Raw genomic sequence first — 17,194 nt, forward strand, 5'->3', positions numbered from 1 at the left:
CCTGCGGCGTGGGGCAGTTTTTTCTTTTGGTCAAGCGGCTTGCGCTCCGCGCGGGGCAGCGCGCTCTTGCATTAAGGCTAATTGTTCTCTTTTGATGTCAAAAGAGAACTAAGCCCCGCGTAACCGCGCTCTCCCCCCGCGCCAAAAGAGAACTAACCGTCCTCTTCCATTCGCCGAATCGCTTCTTTAATAATCGGATATGCAAACCCCCGCCGGGCCAGCGCAGCAACCACAAGGTCTTTCCGCCCTGCGGCCAGCTTGCCGCGGTACCGCCCTTCCACGAGGGCGGCGGCGGCTTCCAGCTCCGGGTCTCCGCCCGCTTCGTCCGGGGCGTAGGCCTCTTCCAGCGCAGCAGAGATCTGCTGGGCGTCCAGCCCCTTCTGCCGCAGACTTTGCGCGGCCGCGCGGCGGCTCTTGCGGGCGGCCAGCAGGCCATGCGCCCGGGTCCGGGCGTAGCGCTCGTCGTCCACATACTGCCGCTCCACCATCTCCGCCACCACAGCGGCGGCGGTGGGCTGGGTAAACTTCCGCCCCAAGCGCTCATAGAGCTGCCCGGAGGAAAGCTCCTGCCCGGCCAGAAGCTCCATGGCCCGGGCGCGGGCCTTGGCGGCGTCGGTGGACTTTTCTTCTTCAGCCAGCGGACGGCCTCTTCTCGAAAAGGACATTTAGTCCTCCACCATGATGTCCAGCTCGCTCTCGCTGCTGCGGGCCGGGGCCTTGACGACAGGCTCCCTGGAGGCAGAAGCGGTCTCGCCGCCCTCTTCCTTCTCTGCCGCAGCGGCAGCAGCTTTGCCCGCCGGGCGGCGGGTGGCGTAGAGCTTGTCCGCGTTGGCGCGGATCTGGCCCTCGATGTCGTTGGCGATCTCGGGGTTGTCCTTGAGGAACTGCTTGGCGTTGTCACGGCCCTGACCCAGACGAATGTCGCCGTAGTTGAACCATGCGCCGCTCTTCTGGACGATGCCCAGCTTGACACCCACGTCGATGAGCTCGCTCATCTTGGAGATGCCCTCACCGAACATGATGTCAAATTCAGCCTCACGGAACGGAGGAGCCACCTTGTTCTTAACGATCTTGGCGCGGGTGTGGTTGCCGATGAACTGGCCGGAAGAGTCCTTCAGGCCCTCGACGCGGCGGATGTCGATGCGGACAGAAGAATAATACTTCAGGGCGCGGCCGCCGGTGGTAACTTCGGGGTTGCCGTAGACGATGCCCACCTTCTCGCGCAACTGGTTGATGAAGACACAGACCGTGTTGGTCTTGCCGATGACGCTGGTCAGCTTGCGCATAGCCTGACTCATCAGACGGGCCTGCAGGCCGACGTGGCTGTCACCCATCTCGCCCTCGATCTCGGCACGAGGCACCATAGCAGCGACGGAGTCCACGACGATGGCGTCGATGGCACCGGAGCGCACCAGCGCCTCGCAGATCTCCATGGCCTGCTCGCCGGTATCCGGCTGGCTGACCAGCAGCTCGTCGATGTTCACGCCCAGTGCGGAGGCATAGGCCGGGTCGAGGGCGTGCTCGACATCGATGAAGGCCACCTCGCCGCCCTTTTTCTGGGCCTCGGCGAGGATGTGGAGGGCCAGCGTGGTCTTACCGCTGGATTCCGGTCCGAACACCTCGATGATACGGCCGCGCGGCACACCGCCCACGCCCAGCGCCAGGTCGAGACCGAGGCTGCCGGTAGAGATGGCGTCCACCTGCATGGCGGTGTTATCGCCCAGCTTCATGATGGCGCCCTTGCCGAACTGCTTTTCGATTTGGGCCAGCGCAGTTGCCAGCGCATCCTTCTTTGCGCCCGGCTCCGTCTTCTGGGTGGCGGGGGCGACGTTGTTGTTCTGATTCTTTGCCATAGCGTGCTGCTCCTTTATCACATGGCCTGCGGGGTGCAGGCGGTACGATACAGATTCTTTCCTCTATAGTATATCACAGATTTCAAATATTACAACAGATAGTTGTAGATATTTTCACTTTTTCTCACGCTTATTGGGGTCTCCGGGCCGTCACACAGCGGTCATTGCCGCCGAAGTCCTTCCGGCAGGCAATGTCTGCCCAGCCGTTTGCTTCCAGCAGGGCGGTCACGGCCTCCCGCTGCTGCCAGCCGATCTCCAGCGCCAGCGCACCGCCGGGGCGCAGAGCTTTCTGGTAGTGTTCCGCGATGGCCTTATAAAATACGAGACCGTCTTCCCCGGCTTCCAGCGCCATGGCCGGCTCTTTGGCCACTTCGGGCTGCAATTCACTCATCTCCTGCGCTGTCAGGTAGGGCGGATTCGAGACGATGAGGTCGAGCTGACCCTCGGGCAAGCTCTCCCAGTAGGTGAAGAGGTCACCCTCCACCGGCTCTGCGGCGCGGGTAGGCTTCATGCCCCAGTCGAAGGCCGGCTCTTCAAAAGGCGAGGCATCCAGCACGTTTTCGGTGCTGCCGCCCCGGCCTTTCAGGGCCAGACGGGTATTTTTCTCGAGATAGACATAGGCTTCCGGGCTCTTTTCCACGCAGACGACCTGCGCCGCCGGGCAGAGCCGCTTGACGCCAAGGCCCAGACAGCCGGTACCGGCGCAGAGGTCCAGCACCCGGGGCGCTTCCACGCCCGCCAGCATCTCGGCAGCCGTCTCAGCCACCACCTCGGTATCAGCACGGGGACAGAGCACGCCCGGCCCCACGGCCAGTTCAAAGTCGAGGAAAGGCCAGCTGCCGCAGAGGTATTGCAGCGGCTCCCGGGCCGCACGGCGAAGGGTCAGTTCTTCGAGCTTTGCCGCTTCGGCGGCGTCCAATGGACGGTCAGAAAGGCGGACGTCCCGGCCTGTCGCCAGCCGGAACAGCTCCCGGGCGTCGAAATCTGCGTCCGGACAGCCCGCCGCCGTCAGCCGCGCTTCCACCTCTTTGACCGCTGCCCGGGGCAGCATCCCTTCGCTCACCATCTGCCGTCCTCCGGGTCTTCGGGCAGCACCGGCGTCACGGCGGCGATGGCCACCTCGATCATGCTGTCGTCGGGCTCAAAGACCGTCAGCCGCTGCACCCAGAGGCCGGGCTGGCGGATGATGCGGGTGGCGATGTTGTCCGAGCGGCCGCACCACTTGAGCAGCTCGTAGCTGATGCCCATGACCACCGGCAGGAGCAGCAGCTTGAACAGGACGCGGAGGCTGGTGCTGCTCCAGGGCAGCACGCTGTAAAGGAAAACGCTGACGATGACCACCAGAATGAGGAAGCTGGTACCGCAGCGGGGGTGGAAACGGGTGTACTTGCGGACATTCTCCACGGTCAGCTCGTCGCCGGCCTCGTAGCAGGCGATGGTCTTGTGCTCTGCGCCGTGATACTCGAAAACGCGGTGGATCTCCTTCATTTTGGAGATGGCCACCATGTAACTGAGGAAGATGGCCACTTTCAGCACCGCCTCGAGGATGACTCTCGGCCAGCGGGTCAGGGTGACCACCTTGCCGAGGCCGCCCACCAGCACCGTCGGCAGAACGGTGAACAGCAGGATGGCGAACAGGCCGCCCACGAGGGCCGCACCGGCCATCAGGATGTCCTCGGCCTTCTTGCCCAGATGGTCGCCCACCCATTTTTCAAAGGCAGACTCTTCCTCTTCGGCGTCGTACTCGTCGCCCATGCTCACCTGGGCAGAGTACATCATGTAGTGGTAGCCGGTGATGAGGCTCTCTATCATCGAGATGGCTCCCCGCACGAGAGGGATCTTGGCCCAGATGCCGTGTTTCGGGGTGTCGTCTATCTTCGTTTCGATGGTGCCGTCGGGCTTGCGCACAGCGCAGCAGATGTGCTCCGGGCCGCGCATCATAATGCCTTCCATCAGGGCCTGACCGCCCACACTGGTCTTGAAGCATTCCTTCTTGGGTTCGTGATTCATAAAATGGATTTCTCCTGTCCGTTTTTTGGCTTCTATCTTACCACATAAATGTGACAAAATCTTATTTTTTGTAGAGCGGCAGCCCCAGTGTCACCACCGTACCCCGGCCCAGAGTGCTCTTGATGTCCATCGTGCCGTCGAGGGCGGTCATGATGGAGTCCACCAGCGCCAGACCGATGCCGCTGCCGCGCACCGAGTTGCTGCCCTTGTAGAACTTGGTCTTGACGTTCTCGAGGTCTTCGGGCGGGATGCCGCGGCCCTGGTCGATCAATTCGATAAAGGCTTTGTACTCGCCTGCCCAGAGCTTGACTGTGATGCGCCCGCCGGGGGCGGAATACTTGATGGCGTTGTCCAGGATGTTGATGAACACCTGCCGCAGACGGTCGGGGTCGGCGTAGACCGGGATCATCTCCTCCGGCTCATTGTACACCAGCACAAGCCCCTCCCGCTGGATGCGGGCCTCGCAGAAAAGCACCGCATCGGTCAGCTCGGCCACAAGGTCGAGGGGGCGGCAGGTCATCTTGAGACGGCCATTCTGCAGGCGGCTGAAATCCAGCAGCTCCTCCACCATGTTGTAGAGGCGGGCCGTCTCGTTGTTGATGATCTCGAGGCCCTTGCGGTAGTTCTCGTCGGAGGGGTCGTCCAGTGTGCGCAGCGTCTCCACCCAGCCCCGGATGGAGGTGAGCGGGGTGCGCAGCTCGTGGGAGACGGAGCTGATGAACTCATTTTTCATCTTTTCCGTCTCTTCGAGGCCCTCGGCCATCCGGTTGATGGTGCCGCGCAGGCGGTCCACCTCATCCCGCTCGTCGCCGGTGACGGGCAGACGGACGTCCAGCTCACCCCGGGCGATGCCGGCGGCGGTGCGCTCCACCTGTCCCAGCGGCACCACGATGCTCCGCACGAAGTACAGGCCCGACATGATGGTAAAGGCCAGCACCGCCGCACCCATGACGAGGGCCACCACCACGGTGCGTTTGAGCTGTTCTTCCACCAGCGTCAGACTGGTGACGAGACGCATGGCGGCCACATCTTCGGCTGCATAGGGTACGAGACAGCAGGCCGCCATGACCATCTCTCCGCTTTGGGTGCGGTAGATGGCGATGCCCTGCCCGTCCACGGCGTCCTGCGCCTGCTCAAAGTCGGTGTGGGTGACGATGCCCTCGGCGTCGGTGCCGCTGGACGAGGCGATAACGCCGCCGTAGCTGTCCAGCAGCATGAACTCATATTTGTCCTTATCGGAGAACTGCTCCACCATCCGGCGCAGGGCCACGCTGCGGCTGGCGGCGGTCTTCTGGCTCGTTTCGCCGGTGTACATTTTGAGCTGGCCGGTGATGGACGAAAAGCGGCGGTACATGGTCTGCTGGACGCCGTTGTAGTAGCTGCGGGTGGCGCTGTAGAGGAACATGACCTCCACCAGCAGCACCAGCAGTACCGTAATGAGCAGACTGCCCCGCAGCCATCGCCGGGTGATACCGCTTCGCATGTTACTCCTCCCACCGATAACCATATCCCCACACGGTGAGGATATGTGCCGGATGGCTGGGCTCATCCTCCACCTTCATCCGCAGACGGCGGATGTTCACATCCACGATCTTGACGTCGCCGAAGTAGTTTTCACCCCAGACACCTTTGAGGATGCGCTCGCGCACCAGCGCCACACCGGGGTTGCGGAAGAACAGCTCCATGATCTGGAACTCCACCTGAGTCAGCTCGATGGGCTTGCCCGCCTTGAGCAGGACGCGGCGGTTCTCGTCCAGCACGAAGCTGCCGCTCACCAGTGAGGCCGGTGCCTGCTCCCCTGCCTCGGCGCCGGCCGAACGGCCCACGCGGCGGCAGAGCGCCTCCACACGGGCCAGCAGCTCACTGACGCTGAAGGGCTTGGTCATATAGTCGTCGGCACCGATAGACAGGCCGCGGATCTTATCCTGCTCCTGCCCCTTGGCACTCAGGATGATGATGCCGATCTTCTGGTCGGTGCGGCGGATGGTCTCGCAGAGCGAGAAGCCATTCATGCCCGGCAGCATCACGTCCAGGATGGCCGCGTCACAGCCCGGCCGCTGCTCCAGAAGAGGCAGGGCCGCTTCGGCGCTGTCCGCCTCCACAGCCTCCATCCCGGCCAGACGCAGGTTCAGCGCTATCATCTCACGAATGCTGGCCTCATCTTCCACTACCAGAACCTTGACCATTTATCGTTCCTCCGTTTCTATCCGGTTTGCCTTATGCGCAAGGCCCGGCATGTTACGAAAAATCATTTTTATTCAGTCCGCTCAGACTTCCCCGGCCTGCCAATGGGGTGCTTTGCACCCCGGGTTGCGGCTCCCAGCGTCTGCTTCGCTCTCGCTTGCATCCTGCTGGCCGCGGCCCCAACAATTTCTTCCTGCTTCCGCCACTGGCGGCGGTCGAAATTGTTGCCCCCCTTGGGAGAGCTGGCCGTGAAACGGCCTGAGAGGGCTAATTCAGCCGGTACAGCGACCGGGAGAGTCGGTAATCCGGGTCCTCTATGGTTACATCCGGGCCGAGCTTTGCCTGCATCTGGCGGGACGCCACCACACCAAGGCGGGTCCATCCCACAGCGTTCTCGCTAGACGAAGCCAGCCGCAGGGTAAGTACCAGCTTGTTCTCGTCTACGGTCCGCAGCTCCACGGCGTCTTCCTCGTCCGTGCTGTCCGTCAGCATCAGGTTGCCCTCCCACTCGATGGGCAGGGCGATATAGCAGCCGGTCTCCTCATCCAGCAGGCCGAAACTCTTTTCCGGCGCTGACGCCGTGTAGTCCATCCAGACGATAAAATCCATCCGTCGGCTCTGGCTCATGTTCAGCAGACCCGCTTCGTCGGGCTGGGTCGGTATCTCCACGGTGCCGTCGCCGTCCAAATCGCGGCTCACGAGGCTTGGGACATTGCGCAGCGAGGCATTGTACAGCTCCTCGCTGCTGATTTGAGAGGCCGGCACCATCTGCTGGCTCTCATCGTCGAACCGCAGCAGCACCGAGGCCAGATTATTGCCCGAGATGCCCGTCCAGCCGTCCAGCACCAGATAGTGCTTTCCGTCCGCGCCGAGGCCCGCCGCCACCGAGGCGCAGCCCGAGAACTTATCGCCCGACAGTGCCATGACGGCCACCTGCTGGAACCTTCCGTCCTTATCGACGGTCAGCAGCTCGATCTGGACGCCGCTGTCTTCCAGCGTGGACATCAGGATAAGGTCTTCGCTGCCGCCGCCGGTGATGTCCTCCACGAGGTACTGCTCATAAGCCTGCTCGAGGATGGCCGACACCTCGCCGTTCTCATAGGAGTAAACGGCCAGATAGTGGTCATCCTGCGAAGCCGCATAGCCCACGACGAGCTGGGCCGTGCCGCCCGCCTGAAGCTGAGCCAGCCGGACATTGTCCACCGAATCGGCCAGGCCCTCTACGGTCTGGCTCACCTGCCAGGCACCCCCGCTGTTCTTGCGTAAGAAAGCAACGCATACATTGGAGGTGAGGGCCGTGGTGTAGAACACCGCTGCATCCTGTTCGCCGTCGCCGTCGAAATCCTGCAACACAAAGGGCGACAGCAGGTCGCCCTGCAGCGGATATTTCAGCTGGGCGCTCTCCCCCAGCCAGTCGTTCAGGGCGGTCTGCAATGCGCCGTAATCGCCCGCAAGGCGGGGCGCACGCAGCAGTTCCTCCACCTGCGCCGTCTCTTCCGGCATGGGGATGCTGCACCCGGTCAGCAGCAGGCAGAACGCCACGCACAGCGCAGCCGCCCGCAGCCATCCTTTGATTTTCAACATATTCCCTCCTGCTCGTGGAAATCTGCATACCATAACAGTATCAGTATATCACGCAAGGAGGGCTCTGCCAAGCGGCGAAAACAGAAAAAGCCCTCTCCCGGACGGGAAAGGGCTTTTTGATACTGATTTATTCAGTCAGAGTCGATCAGACGAGCTCCAGAACTGCCATCTCAGCAGCGTCGCCGCGGCGAGCGCCGATCTTGATGATGCGGGTGTAGCCGCCGTTGCGGTCAGCGTACTTGGGGCTGATCTCATCAAACAGCTTCTTTGCAACATCTTCCTTGGTGATGTAGGCGTAGACCTGACGCTTGGTGTGCAGGTCGCTGGCCTTACCCAGGGTGATCATCTTCTCGGCCATGGAACGAACGTCCTTGGCGCGAGTGACAGTGGTCTCAATCTTGCCATTCTCTAACAGGTAGGTAACCATAGCGCGCATCATAGCGTTGCGGCTGTCGCTGGTTCTACCGAGCTTTCTGGTACCGGGCATCCCGTTTCACTCCTTAACTTTAATATTACTCATCGTCTGTGTTCAGCTTGAAGCCGAGAGAGTCCAGCTTCGCCATGACTTCCTCGAGGCTCTTGCGGCCGAGGTTACGAACCTTCATCATTTCGTCCTCGCTCTTGCTGACCAGATCCTCCACCGTGTTGATGCCGGCGCGCTTGAGGCAGTTGAAGGAACGGACGCTCAGATCCAGCTCTTCGATGGTCATCTCCAGAGCCTTCTCCTTATCGTCGTTGGTCTTCTCCACCATGATCTCAGCGCCAGCGGCCTCGTCGGACAGGTTGACGAACAGGTTCAGGTGCTCGGTCAGCACACGGGCAGCCAGAGAAACGGCCTCCTGTGCATTGATCGTGCCATCCGTCCAAACCTCGATGGTCAGCTTGTCGTAGTCGATGGCCTGGCCAACACGGGTGCTCTCGACATTATAATTCACCTTGAGCACGGGGGTGTAAATGCTATCAACGGGAAGAGTGTTGATGTCATTCTTCTCGATGATGGCCTGCTTGTTGCGCTCAGCGGGCACATAGCCGCGACCCTTATCGAAGGTCAGCTCCATGACGAGCTTGCCGCCCTCGCCCAGGGTTGCGATGTGCCACTCAGGGTTCAGGATCTCAATATCATCGCCCTGCTTGATGTTGTCGGCGGTGACCTCACAGGGGCCAACTGCCTCAACACGCACTGTCTTCGGACCGTCGGTGTACAGCTTTGCAGCGATACCCTTCAGGTTCAGGACAATCTCGGTAACGTCTTCCTTGACGCCCTCAATGGTGGAGAACTCGTGAACCACGCCGTCGATCTTGACGCTGGTCACGGCGACACCGGGCAGAGAGGAAAGAAGCACACGACGCAGGCTGTTGCCCAGTGTGATGCCAAAGCCACGCTCCAGAGGCTCTGCCACGAACTTGCCGTAGCGGCCGTCGGGAGACAGGCTTGCCGTTTCGATTTTGGGACGTTCAATCTCCATCATATCTATGCCCTCCTTGTCAAACCGATGTTGCCATCGGCCCATTATTAAATTCTTTCAAAGAAAAGAATGCGAAAACCGGCCATCCACACGGAAGGCCAGGCCTTCTTAATGGATTACTTGGAGTACAGCTCGACGATGAGGTGCTCTGCAACTTCGTAGTCGATGTCGCTGCGCTCGGGGAGCTTGTTGACGACGCCCTTCAGGGTGCCAGCCTCGCGGTCCAGCCAGGAGGGCAGAGCCACGACAGGGGCCTCGGGGCCAGTCAGCTTAGCGAACTTCGCAGAGCTGCGGCTGGACTCACGGACCTCGATGACGTCACCGGCCTTGATGAGGTAAGAGGGGATGTTGACCTTCTTGCCGTTGACGGTGAAGTGAGCGTGAGAGACCAGCTGACGAGCGTCGCGGCGGGTCTGAGCAAAGCCCAGACGGAACACGACGTTGTCCAGACGGCGCTCCATGAGCTGAAGCAGGTTCTCACCGGTCTTGCCGGGCATAGCCTCAGCCTTCAGGTAAGCGTTGTGGAACTGCTTCTCCAGAACGCCGTAGATGAACTTGACCTTCTGCTTCTCCTTCAGCTGAGTAGCGTACTCAGACTGCTTCTTGCGCATGTTGCCATTGGAGTTGCGGGTAGTATTCTTCTTTGCATAGCCCATGACCGCAGGAGAAATGCCCAGGGCCTTGCAACGCTTTGCGATAGGCTGCGTATTCTTTGCCATAATTCAGTTTCCTCCTTCGATCAGACACGACGGCGCTTCGGGGGACGGCAGCCGTTGTGGGGGATGGGAGTCACGTCCTTGATGAGGGTGACTTCCAGACCGGTGGCCTGAAGCGCACGAATAGCGGACTCACGGCCAGCGCCGGGGCCCTTGACGTAGACCTCAACGGTCTTCATGCCATGCTCGATAGCGACCTTGGCAGCGGTCTCTGCTGCAGACTGAGCTGCAAACGGAGTGCTCTTGCGGCTGCCGCGGAAGTTCAGGGAGCCAGAGGAGCACCAAGACACTGCATTACCCTGCAGGTCGGTGATGGTGACGACAGTATTGTTGAACGTAGACTGGATGTGAGCCTGACCGGCTGCAATGTTCTTACGCTCTTTCCGCTTCATGCGGACATTTGCGCCCTTCTTGGCGTTATTTGCACTTGCCATTTCTCAGAACCTCCTTACTTCTTCTTGTTAGCGACCGTGCGCTTGGGACCCTTGCAGGTACGTGCATTGGTCTTGGTGCGCTGGCCACGGCAGGGCAGGTTCTTACGATGGCGGGTGCCACGGAAGGACTGGATCTCAACCAGGCGCTTGATGTCCAGAGCGACATTACGACGCAGGTCGCCCTCGACGATGATGTTAGCCTGATCGATGTAGTCACGGATCTTAGCCTCTTCTTCCAGAGTCAGGTCCTTGACGCGGGTATCGGGGTTGATACCAGTGGCTGCCAGGATCTTGTTGGCAGTGGTCTGACCGATACCGTAAACGTAGGTGAGACCCACCTGAACGCGCTTCTCGCGGGGCAGGTCAACGCCGGCAATACGTGCCATAGTAGTTTTCCTCCAAAAATCATCCCATGTCAGTGTCGGGGTCTGCGCCGGGACTCTACGCACTTGACCCCCAGGCGCCCGAATTAGCCCTGGCGCTGCTTATGCTTGGGGTTCTGGCAGATGACCATCACGCGGCCTTTGCGGCGGATGACCTTGCACTTTTCGCAGATGGGTTTCACGGAAGGCTTGACCTTCATGATGTTGAACCTCCTTTTGGTTGATACCCTGGTGCTTATTTGGAGCGCCAGGTGATGCGGCCCTTCGACAAGTCGTAGGGCGACATTTCCACGGTTACCTTGTCCCCGGGCAGGATACGGATGAAATTGGTCCGCAGCTTGCCGGAGATGTGCGCTAAGAGGATGTGACCACTGGGAGTGAGCTTCCCGGTGTTCTTGTCCTCGCTCAACATTTCCACCTTAAAGATGGCGTTGGGCATGGCTTCACGCACGATGCCTTCAATTTCGATGACGTCTTCTTTAGACAAGCTAATTGCCTCCTCATTGGATCTGCTCAGTTTGTCGTGTTGGGACGGACAGGCGGCGATGAAAGCCACATACTTCTTCTCCTGCGGCACAAAATCCGCAAAGTGGGCAGAAGATCCCTGTCCACCGAGAAAGCATCTGGCTGTCACGGCCATTTATAGATTATACACCTTTTGTGTCCATTTTGCAAGTGGTTTTTTCCGTATTTCCGATAAAAAATTCTTGCTTTTTCAAAACGGTCTTTTTCCGCTCTCTGCATTGCCATTTCCACCGTGAAGATGAATCTTTTTCACCAAAACTTGTCAGAATTGCATAAATAACGTCTTTCAAAACCAAAAAGACCTCCCCGGAAAGGGAGGTCTCGGTCTCAAGCCTTACTTGAAGCTGAAGGTATCGGGGTCGAAGCTGGGATCATCCCAGCTCCGGGTCATGATCTCGGTGCGGTCCTTGAGGATGGCTATGGAATGCTCGAAGTGAGCAGCCAGACCGCCGTCCTTGGTCTTGACCGTCCAGCCGTCCTTGGCCTGGGTGATCTTGCAGTCGTACTGGCAGATCATGGGCTCGATGGCGATGGTCATACCGGGGACGAGACGGGGGCCACGGCCCTGATGGCCGTAGTTCGGCACTTCGGGGTCTTCGTGCAGCTCCCTGCCGGTGCCGTGGCCCACGAACTCGCGGACGACGGAGAAGCCGGCGTCCTCGCAGTAGCTCTGGACGGCATAGCCGATGTCGCCGATGCGGTTGCCGGCCACAGCCTGCTCGATGCCCTTATAGAGAGAGGCCTTGGTGACGTCCAGCAGGCGCTGAGCCTCCAGATCGATCTTGCCCACTGCATAGGTGCAGGCGTTGTCGCCGTTGAAGCCGTCGACCTTTGCGCCGGTATCAATGCTCACGATGTCACCCGGGCGGATGACGATGTCATGCGAAGGGATACCATGGATGATGGTATCGTTCAAACTGATGCAGGCCGTTCCGGGGAAACCGTACAGACCCTTGAAGTTGGGGATGCCGCCGTGCTTCACGATGAAGTCGTAGATCAGCTTATCCAGCTCCCAGGTGGTCATACCTGCCTCGATATGTTCACCGCCGTATTTCAGGGCAGCTGCGCTCAGGGCATTTGCCTTGCGCATACCGTCCAGCTCTTTCGCATTCTTGATCTGAATCACTTTTATGCCTCCAAAGCCTTCATGATTTCTGCCGTGGTCGCCTCAATGGAATCGTTGAAGGGGATGACAGCCAGCTTGCCGCGCTGACGGTAGAAGTCCACCAGCGGCTCCGTCTGCTCATGATATGCCTTCAGACGGTCGAGCACGGTAGCGGGCTGGTCGTCCTTACGGATGACGAGCTTGCCGCCGCAGCAGTCGCACACGCCCTCGACCTTGCTCTTCTTGTTGACGATGTGGTAGCTTGCGCCGCACTTTTCGCAGACGCGGCGGCCACCCATGCGGTTGACGATGACATCGTCAGCGACAGACAGCTCCAGCACCTTGTCGATGCGGATGCCCATCTTCTCGATAGCCTCTGCCTGTGCGATGGTGCGGGGCACACCGTCCAGGATGAAGCCGTTTGCACAGTCAGCCTCGGACAGGCGGTCCTTCAGGATGCCAATGATGACCTCATCGGGGACCAGTGCGCCGGCGTCCATGAAGCTCTTTGCCTTCAGGCCCATCTCGGTGCCGTCCTTGACAGCCGCGCGGAGGATGTTGCCGGTGCTGATGGCGGGGATGTTCAGCTTTGCGCAGATGATCTCAGCCTGCGTGCCTTTGCCTGCGCCGGGGGCGCCCAACAGAATCAGATTCATAGGAATTCTCCTCTCCTTATATAAAGGATGGTTTTTCATTGAGTCCGCTGCGGTTTGAAACCGCTAACGGCTCACCAAAGCAAAAAAGCACTGAAAAGTCCGAGCATGCTCTCCTTTCCAGTGCTTTCTTACATCAGTGCTTATTCTTTACAGATCAGCCGAGGAAGCCTTTGTGGCTGCGCATCGTCATGAAGCTGTCGAGGCTGCGGGTGGTATCGAGTGCCACACCGACCACGATCAGCAGACTGGTACCGCCCAGCTGGATGCTCATACCGGTCAGGTTGCCCAGAACGATAGGCAGCACAGCCACCACAGCGAGGAAGATCGCGCCGATGAGGGTGATCTTGTTCAGCGTGCGGGTGATGAAATCGCTGGTCGGCTTGCCGGGACGGAAGCCGGGGATCGAGCCGTTGTTGCGGCGCAGATTGTTGGCGATCTCAACAGGGTTGTACTGGATGGCCACATAGAAGTAGTTGAAGGCCAGGATCAGCAGCAGGTAGATGACGACGTAAAGCGGCGACGTATAGTTGAAGGTACGGAAGAATGCGTACCAGAACGGATGCGCAGCCTGGTCGACCTGCATGAAGCTGCCGATCGTGCCCGGGATCGAGACCAGAGCGGAAGCGAAGATGATGGGCATGACGCCGGTCATGTTCAGCTTCAGCGGCAGGTAGCTGTTCTGCCCGCCCATCTGCTTGCGGCCCACCACGCGCTTGGCATACTGGATGGTGATGCGGCGCTCAGCGTTCGTCATAATGACGATGAACACGATCACGACCAGTGCCAGAACGAGCAGCAGGGGCAGGAAGATGTAGAACTGGCTCTCGCCAGCGGCGGCGCGGGTCAGCAGACCAGCCACCGTGGTGTAGAGAGAAGACCAGTTGGAAACGATCGAAGAGAAGATCAGAAGGGACAGGCCGTTGCCGATGCCCTTGTCATCGATCTGCTCGCCGCACCAGGTGATCAGCTGAGCACCTGCGGTGAAGGTCGCAATGATGACCACGGCGGTAAAGATACCAGCCGCGCCGGAAGTGTACTTCAGTGCGCCCATGTTACGGACCACAAAGTAGTAGCCGAGGCTCATGATCAGAGCAATGATGCCGCCGGCATACCGGGTGATCTGCTGCAGCTTCTGCTGGCCGTCCGGTTCCTTCGCAATGTTTTCCAGCGAGGGGATGGCCACAGTGAGCAGCTGCACGATGATGGATGCGTTGATATAGGGTGTCACACCTAACGCGAAGAGCGTGCACCGGGACAGTGCGCCGCCGCTCATCATATCAAGATATGTGAGCATGTTGCCGTTCGAGAACATCTGCGTCAGCGCAGAGCTGGTCACGAAAGGCACCGGGATAGCACAGCCCAAACGATACACCACGAGGATCGCCAGCGTGAACAGGAGACGATTTTTAAGCTCGGGGATCTTCCATGCGTTACGGAATGTCTGGAACACCTTACATCACCTCAGCCTTTCCGCCTGCCTTCTCGATTTTCTCTTTGGCAGAAGCGGAATAGGCTGCGGCCTTAACGGTCAGAGCCTTAGTCAGCTCGCCGTTGCCCAGGACCTTAACGCCGTCCAGGGTCTTCTTGACCAGACCCTTTGCCTTCAGAGCCTCGGTGTCGACGACTTCGCCGGCCTCGAAAGCTGCCTCCAGATCGGCCACGTTGACGATGGCGTACTGGGTAGCAAAGATGTTGTTAAAGCCGAACTTCGGCAGGCGGCGTGCCAGAGGCATCTGGCCGCCCTCGAAACCAGCGTGCTTCACGCCGGAACGGGCCTTCTGGCCCTTGCTGCCGAAACCGGCAGTCTTGCCATTGCCGGAGCCAATGCCGCGGCCCTTGCGGGTCACAGCCTTGTTTGCGCCGGGAATCGCGTGCAGTTCATGAAGTTTCATTATGCGTATCCCCCCTGATTAGGCTTCGGTGACGCTGAGCAGGAAGCCGATCTTAGCGATCTTGCCCTGCGTAGCGGCATTGTCAGGCTGAACGGTAACGTCGCCCGGCTTCTTCAGGCCCAGAGCCTCAGCGGTAGCGATCTGCTTAGCGCCGCGGCCGATCAGGCTCTTCTTCAGCTCGATCTTGAGCATCTTATCTGCCATGGTTTGTTACCTCCTTAACCCAGAATTTCTTTCACGGTCTTGCCGCGCTTCTCAGCAACAGACTCTGCGCTGACCAGGCCGCACAGACCTGCGAAGGTAGCAGACACAACATTGATGGGGTTGTTGGAACGCATAGACTTCGCACGAATGTCCTTGATGCCGGCAGCCTCGATGACGGCACGCACGGGGCCGCCAGCGATCATGCCGGTACCGGCGGCAGCCGGCTTCAGCAGGACTGCGCCTGCGCCGTACTTACCGACGATCTCGTGGGGGATAGTGGTGCCCTTCATGGCAACCTTGTGCATATTCTTCTTAGCAGCAGCCTCGCCCTTGCGAATTGCCTCAGGCACTTCGCCGGACTTGCCGATGCCGTAACCGATGGTGCCCTTGCCGTCGCCCACGACAACCAGAGCGGCAAACTTCATGATGCGGCCGCCCTTGACAGTCTTGGAAACGCGGTTGATGGAGACAACCTTGGTGATCATGCCGTCGTCTTCACGGTTTCTCATAGCCATAATGTGTTTCCTCCTCTCATTACAGCTTCAGGCCGCCCTCACGGGCGCCATCAGCCAGGGCCTTAACACGGCCATGATAAACGTAACCGCCACGGTCGAAAACGACCTCGGTGATGCCCTTTTCCAGAGCCTTTGCTGCGATCTTCTTGCCGATCTCAGCTGCGGCCTCGACGTTGCCGCCGAAACCATTGAAGTCCTTGTCCATAGTGGACGCCGACACCAGAGTAACGCCCTGCTCATCGTCGATGATCTGAGCGTAGATGTGCTTGGCGGAGCGGAAAACATCCAGGCGAGGACGTGCTGCGGTGCCGCTGATCTTGTTACGAACGCGGCGATGACGACGAAGACGAGCTTCGTTCTTGTCGATCTGCTTAACCATTGTCTTTCACTCCTTACCTTATTTCTTGCCCTTGCCGGCCTTGCCTTCTTTGTGCTTGACGACCTCGCCCTCGTAGCGGATGCCCTTGCCCTTGTAAGGCTCAGGCGGCTTCTTGGCGCGGATCTCAGCAGCATACTGGCCGACCTTCTGCTTATCGATACCGGTAACAGTGAAGTGGTTGGGATCCTGCCACACGATGGTGCAATCCTCAGTATCAGGGATGTTCACCTGATGAGAGAAGCCCAGGTTCATGACCAGGTTGGATCCCTGCTTCTGGCAGCGCAGGCCGACGCCCACGATCTCCAGCTTCTTCTCGTAGCCGTGGACAACACCGTTCACCATGTTGGCGATGTTGCTGCGGGTCAGGCCGTGCAGGCTGCGGGCCTCGGGTTCGTCATTGGGGCGGGTAACCAAAACCTCATTGCCCTCGACCTTGACGGTCATGAGGGGATGATAGTTGGAATTCAGGCTGCCCTTGGGGCCCTTGACGGTGACGCTGTGTGCTGCCTCATCGACAGTGACAGTAACGCCGGCAGGAATGACGATGGGTTTTCTTCCAATTCTCGACATTGTCTTTTACCCCTTTCTTACCACACAAAGGCCAGGACCTCGCCGCCAACGTGCGCAGCACGAGCAGCCTTATCGGTCATGATGCCCTTAGAGGTGGAAATGATTGCGGTGCCCAGGCCCTTCATGACCTTCGGCATATCCTCGCAGTTGGTGTAGATGCGCAGGCCCGGCTTGGACACACGGCGCAGACCAGCGATAACGGGCTCGCCGTTAGCCTGGTACTTCAGGGTGACAACGATGGTGCCCTGAACGGTGTCGTTCTTCACCTGCATGCCCTTGATGTAGCCCTCGTCAACCAGGATCTGGCAGATAGCCTTCTTCATGTTGGAAGCGGGGATCTCCACAGAAGGGTGTTTGGCAGTGCTAGCGTTGCGGATGCGAGTCAGCAGGTCCGCGATAGGATCAGTAATCTGCATTTGCCACTAACCTCCTTAGATTAGCTCTCATTTGTTTTATAATGATACCGCCCCGAAACATCGTTGCCCCGGGGCGGAATCCGACTTGTTATCCAGCCCTCTGGTTAATTACCAGGAAGCCTTCTTGACGCCCGGGATCTCGCCCTTGTAGGCCAGCTCACGGAAGCACACACGGCACACGCCGTACTTGCGTAGCACGGAGTGGGGGCGGCCGCAGATGCGGCAGCGGGTGTATGCACGGGTAGAGAACTTAGCAGGACGAGACTGCTTGAGCTTCATAGACAGTTTAGCCATTGTAATCT

24 protein-coding genes are annotated in these 17,194 nt (G+C 59.5%); all 24 read right to left on the bottom strand.

The genetic code is table 11. The features are described 5' to 3' along the window. Positions 1-152: 152 nt before the first annotated feature. A complete protein-coding gene (locus F3G95_RS12565) occupies positions 153-665 on the bottom strand; it encodes a RecX family transcriptional regulator (protein WP_149795225.1) in 513 nt (170 codons plus the stop codon). After that, positions 666-1,853: a recombinase RecA gene (gene recA / locus F3G95_RS12570; protein WP_149795226.1), complete on the bottom strand. Its 1,188-nt coding sequence runs from the start codon at positions 1,851-1,853 to the stop codon at positions 666-668. Positions 1,854-1,983: 130 nt separating this feature from the next. Then, positions 1,984-2,919 carry a HemK/PrmC family methyltransferase gene (locus F3G95_RS12575; protein WP_149795227.1) on the bottom strand — a complete coding sequence of 312 codons (936 nt, stop codon included), beginning with the start codon at positions 2,917-2,919 and terminating at the stop codon, positions 1,984-1,986. Further along, positions 2,913-3,863, bottom strand: a complete 951-nt coding sequence (locus F3G95_RS12580; RefSeq protein WP_149795228.1) for a DUF1385 domain-containing protein — start codon at positions 3,861-3,863, stop codon at positions 2,913-2,915. The genes F3G95_RS12575 and F3G95_RS12580 overlap by 7 nt, the downstream gene beginning before the upstream one ends. A 61-nt stretch (positions 3,864-3,924) precedes the next feature. Next, a complete protein-coding gene (locus F3G95_RS12585) occupies positions 3,925-5,346 on the bottom strand; it encodes a HAMP domain-containing sensor histidine kinase (protein ID WP_149795229.1) in 1,422 nt (473 codons plus the stop codon). Position 5,347: 1 nt separating this feature from the next. After that, positions 5,348-6,049, bottom strand: a complete 702-nt coding sequence (locus F3G95_RS12590) for a response regulator transcription factor (RefSeq protein WP_149795230.1) — start codon at positions 6,047-6,049, stop codon at positions 5,348-5,350. Between the two features lie 265 nt (positions 6,050-6,314). Continuing rightward, positions 6,315-7,631: a hypothetical protein gene (locus F3G95_RS12595; RefSeq protein WP_243130388.1), complete on the bottom strand. Its 1,317-nt coding sequence runs from the start codon at positions 7,629-7,631 to the stop codon at positions 6,315-6,317. Positions 7,632-7,776: 145 nt separating this feature from the next. Beyond that, a complete protein-coding gene (gene rplQ, locus F3G95_RS12600; protein WP_005934891.1) occupies positions 7,777-8,118 on the bottom strand; it encodes a 50S ribosomal protein L17 in 342 nt (113 codons plus the stop codon). Positions 8,119-8,143: 25 nt separating this feature from the next. Then, positions 8,144-9,100 carry a DNA-directed RNA polymerase subunit alpha gene (locus F3G95_RS12605; RefSeq protein ID WP_015564649.1) on the bottom strand — a complete coding sequence of 319 codons (957 nt, stop codon included), beginning with the start codon at positions 9,098-9,100 and terminating at the stop codon, positions 8,144-8,146. Positions 9,101-9,213: 113 nt separating this feature from the next. Beyond that, positions 9,214-9,816 carry a 30S ribosomal protein S4 gene (rpsD, locus tag F3G95_RS12610; RefSeq protein ID WP_015564648.1) on the bottom strand — a complete coding sequence of 201 codons (603 nt, stop codon included), beginning with the start codon at positions 9,814-9,816 and terminating at the stop codon, positions 9,214-9,216. Positions 9,817-9,836: 20 nt separating this feature from the next. Continuing rightward, on the bottom strand, positions 9,837-10,247 hold the full coding sequence (rpsK, locus tag F3G95_RS12615) for a 30S ribosomal protein S11 (protein WP_005934894.1): 411 nt from the start codon (positions 10,245-10,247) through the stop codon (positions 9,837-9,839). Positions 10,248-10,261: 14 nt separating this feature from the next. After that, on the bottom strand, positions 10,262-10,633 hold the full coding sequence (gene rpsM / locus F3G95_RS12620) for a 30S ribosomal protein S13 (protein WP_015564647.1): 372 nt from the start codon (positions 10,631-10,633) through the stop codon (positions 10,262-10,264). A gap of 83 nt (positions 10,634-10,716) precedes the next feature. Further along, positions 10,717-10,830, bottom strand: a complete 114-nt coding sequence (gene rpmJ / locus F3G95_RS12625; protein WP_005921832.1) for a 50S ribosomal protein L36 — start codon at positions 10,828-10,830, stop codon at positions 10,717-10,719. A gap of 35 nt (positions 10,831-10,865) precedes the next feature. Beyond that, a complete protein-coding gene (gene infA / locus F3G95_RS12630) occupies positions 10,866-11,117 on the bottom strand; it encodes a translation initiation factor IF-1 (protein WP_005937979.1) in 252 nt (83 codons plus the stop codon). Positions 11,118-11,489: 372 nt separating this feature from the next. Next, entirely contained in the window at positions 11,490-12,281 is a 792-nt protein-coding gene (gene map, locus F3G95_RS12635; RefSeq protein ID WP_149795231.1) for a type I methionyl aminopeptidase, read from the bottom strand. A gap of 2 nt (positions 12,282-12,283) precedes the next feature. Beyond that, on the bottom strand, positions 12,284-12,916 hold the full coding sequence (locus F3G95_RS12640; RefSeq protein WP_149795232.1) for an adenylate kinase: 633 nt from the start codon (positions 12,914-12,916) through the stop codon (positions 12,284-12,286). Positions 12,917-13,070: 154 nt separating this feature from the next. Next, positions 13,071-14,366, bottom strand: coding sequence for a preprotein translocase subunit SecY (gene secY, locus F3G95_RS12645; protein ID WP_149795233.1), 1,296 nt, complete (start codon positions 14,364-14,366; stop codon positions 13,071-13,073). Position 14,367: 1 nt separating this feature from the next. Continuing rightward, positions 14,368-14,808, bottom strand: a complete 441-nt coding sequence (rplO, locus tag F3G95_RS12650) for a 50S ribosomal protein L15 (RefSeq protein ID WP_149795234.1) — start codon at positions 14,806-14,808, stop codon at positions 14,368-14,370. Between the two features lie 18 nt (positions 14,809-14,826). Next, on the bottom strand, positions 14,827-15,012 hold the full coding sequence (rpmD, locus tag F3G95_RS12655; protein WP_005921851.1) for a 50S ribosomal protein L30: 186 nt from the start codon (positions 15,010-15,012) through the stop codon (positions 14,827-14,829). 14 nt (positions 15,013-15,026) lie between these two features. Next, positions 15,027-15,527 (bottom strand): 30S ribosomal protein S5, encoded by a 501-nt coding sequence (rpsE, locus tag F3G95_RS12660; protein ID WP_149795235.1) that lies wholly within the window; start codon positions 15,525-15,527, stop codon positions 15,027-15,029. A 19-nt stretch (positions 15,528-15,546) separates the two neighbouring features. Beyond that, the gene (rplR, locus tag F3G95_RS12665) at positions 15,547-15,906 is read right to left on the bottom strand and encodes a 50S ribosomal protein L18 (protein WP_015564643.1); all 360 of its coding nucleotides are present in this window, start codon (positions 15,904-15,906) and stop codon (positions 15,547-15,549) included. An 18-nt stretch (positions 15,907-15,924) separates the two neighbouring features. Continuing rightward, positions 15,925-16,476 (bottom strand): 50S ribosomal protein L6, encoded by a 552-nt coding sequence (gene rplF, locus F3G95_RS12670; protein ID WP_015564642.1) that lies wholly within the window; start codon positions 16,474-16,476, stop codon positions 15,925-15,927. 17 nt (positions 16,477-16,493) lie between these two features. Then, positions 16,494-16,892: a 30S ribosomal protein S8 gene (gene rpsH / locus F3G95_RS12675; RefSeq protein WP_005934908.1), complete on the bottom strand. Its 399-nt coding sequence runs from the start codon at positions 16,890-16,892 to the stop codon at positions 16,494-16,496. A 108-nt stretch (positions 16,893-17,000) separates the two neighbouring features. Further along, on the bottom strand, positions 17,001-17,186 hold the full coding sequence (locus F3G95_RS12680; RefSeq protein WP_005921866.1) for a type Z 30S ribosomal protein S14: 186 nt from the start codon (positions 17,184-17,186) through the stop codon (positions 17,001-17,003). Positions 17,187-17,194: the final 8 nt, after the last annotated feature.

This window comes from Faecalibacterium sp. Marseille-P9312, assembly GCF_902497445.1.
Taxonomy (GTDB): Bacteria; Bacillota; Clostridia; order Oscillospirales; family Ruminococcaceae; genus Faecalibacterium; species Faecalibacterium longum.

Coding starts and splice junctions, on each gene's coding strand:
- rpmD (WP_005921851.1), bottom strand. CDS start 15,012: ATGGCAGATAAGATGCTCAAGATCGAGCTGAAGAAGAGCCTGATCGGC.
- rpmJ (WP_005921832.1), bottom strand. CDS start 10,830: ATGAAGGTCAAGCCTTCCGTGAAACCCATCTGCGAAAAGTGCAAGGTC.
- rplO (WP_149795234.1), bottom strand. CDS start 14,808: ATGAAACTTCATGAACTGCACGCGATTCCCGGCGCAAACAAGGCTGTG.
- F3G95_RS12590 (WP_149795230.1), bottom strand. CDS start 6,049: ATGGTCAAGGTTCTGGTAGTGGAAGATGAGGCCAGCATTCGTGAGATG.
- F3G95_RS12680 (WP_005921866.1), bottom strand. CDS start 17,186: ATGGCTAAACTGTCTATGAAGCTCAAGCAGTCTCGTCCTGCTAAGTTC.
- recA (WP_149795226.1), bottom strand. CDS start 1,853: ATGGCAAAGAATCAGAACAACAACGTCGCCCCCGCCACCCAGAAGACG.
- F3G95_RS12595 (WP_243130388.1), bottom strand. CDS start 7,631: ATGTTGAAAATCAAAGGATGGCTGCGGGCGGCTGCGCTGTGCGTGGCG.
- F3G95_RS12605 (WP_015564649.1), bottom strand. CDS start 9,100: ATGATGGAGATTGAACGTCCCAAAATCGAAACGGCAAGCCTGTCTCCC.
- rpsE (WP_149795235.1), bottom strand. CDS start 15,527: ATGGCTATGAGAAACCGTGAAGACGACGGCATGATCACCAAGGTTGTC.
- F3G95_RS12640 (WP_149795232.1), bottom strand. CDS start 12,916: ATGAATCTGATTCTGTTGGGCGCCCCCGGCGCAGGCAAAGGCACGCAG.
- rplF (WP_015564642.1), bottom strand. CDS start 16,476: ATGTCGAGAATTGGAAGAAAACCCATCGTCATTCCTGCCGGCGTTACT.
- F3G95_RS12565 (WP_149795225.1), bottom strand. CDS start 665: ATGTCCTTTTCGAGAAGAGGCCGTCCGCTGGCTGAAGAAGAAAAGTCC.
- F3G95_RS12575 (WP_149795227.1), bottom strand. CDS start 2,919: ATGGTGAGCGAAGGGATGCTGCCCCGGGCAGCGGTCAAAGAGGTGGAA.
- rplQ (WP_005934891.1), bottom strand. CDS start 8,118: ATGCCCGGTACCAGAAAGCTCGGTAGAACCAGCGACAGCCGCAACGCT.
- rplR (WP_015564643.1), bottom strand. CDS start 15,906: ATGGTTAAGCAGATCGACAAGAACGAAGCTCGTCTTCGTCGTCATCGC.
- rpsH (WP_005934908.1), bottom strand. CDS start 16,892: ATGCAGATTACTGATCCTATCGCGGACCTGCTGACTCGCATCCGCAAC.
- F3G95_RS12580 (WP_149795228.1), bottom strand. CDS start 3,863: ATGAATCACGAACCCAAGAAGGAATGCTTCAAGACCAGTGTGGGCGGT.
- rpsM (WP_015564647.1), bottom strand. CDS start 10,633: ATGGCACGTATTGCCGGCGTTGACCTGCCCCGCGAGAAGCGCGTTCAG.
- rpsD (WP_015564648.1), bottom strand. CDS start 9,816: ATGGCAAAGAATACGCAGCCTATCGCAAAGCGTTGCAAGGCCCTGGGC.
- F3G95_RS12585 (WP_149795229.1), bottom strand. CDS start 5,346: ATGCGAAGCGGTATCACCCGGCGATGGCTGCGGGGCAGTCTGCTCATT.
- rpsK (WP_005934894.1), bottom strand. CDS start 10,247: ATGGCAAGTGCAAATAACGCCAAGAAGGGCGCAAATGTCCGCATGAAG.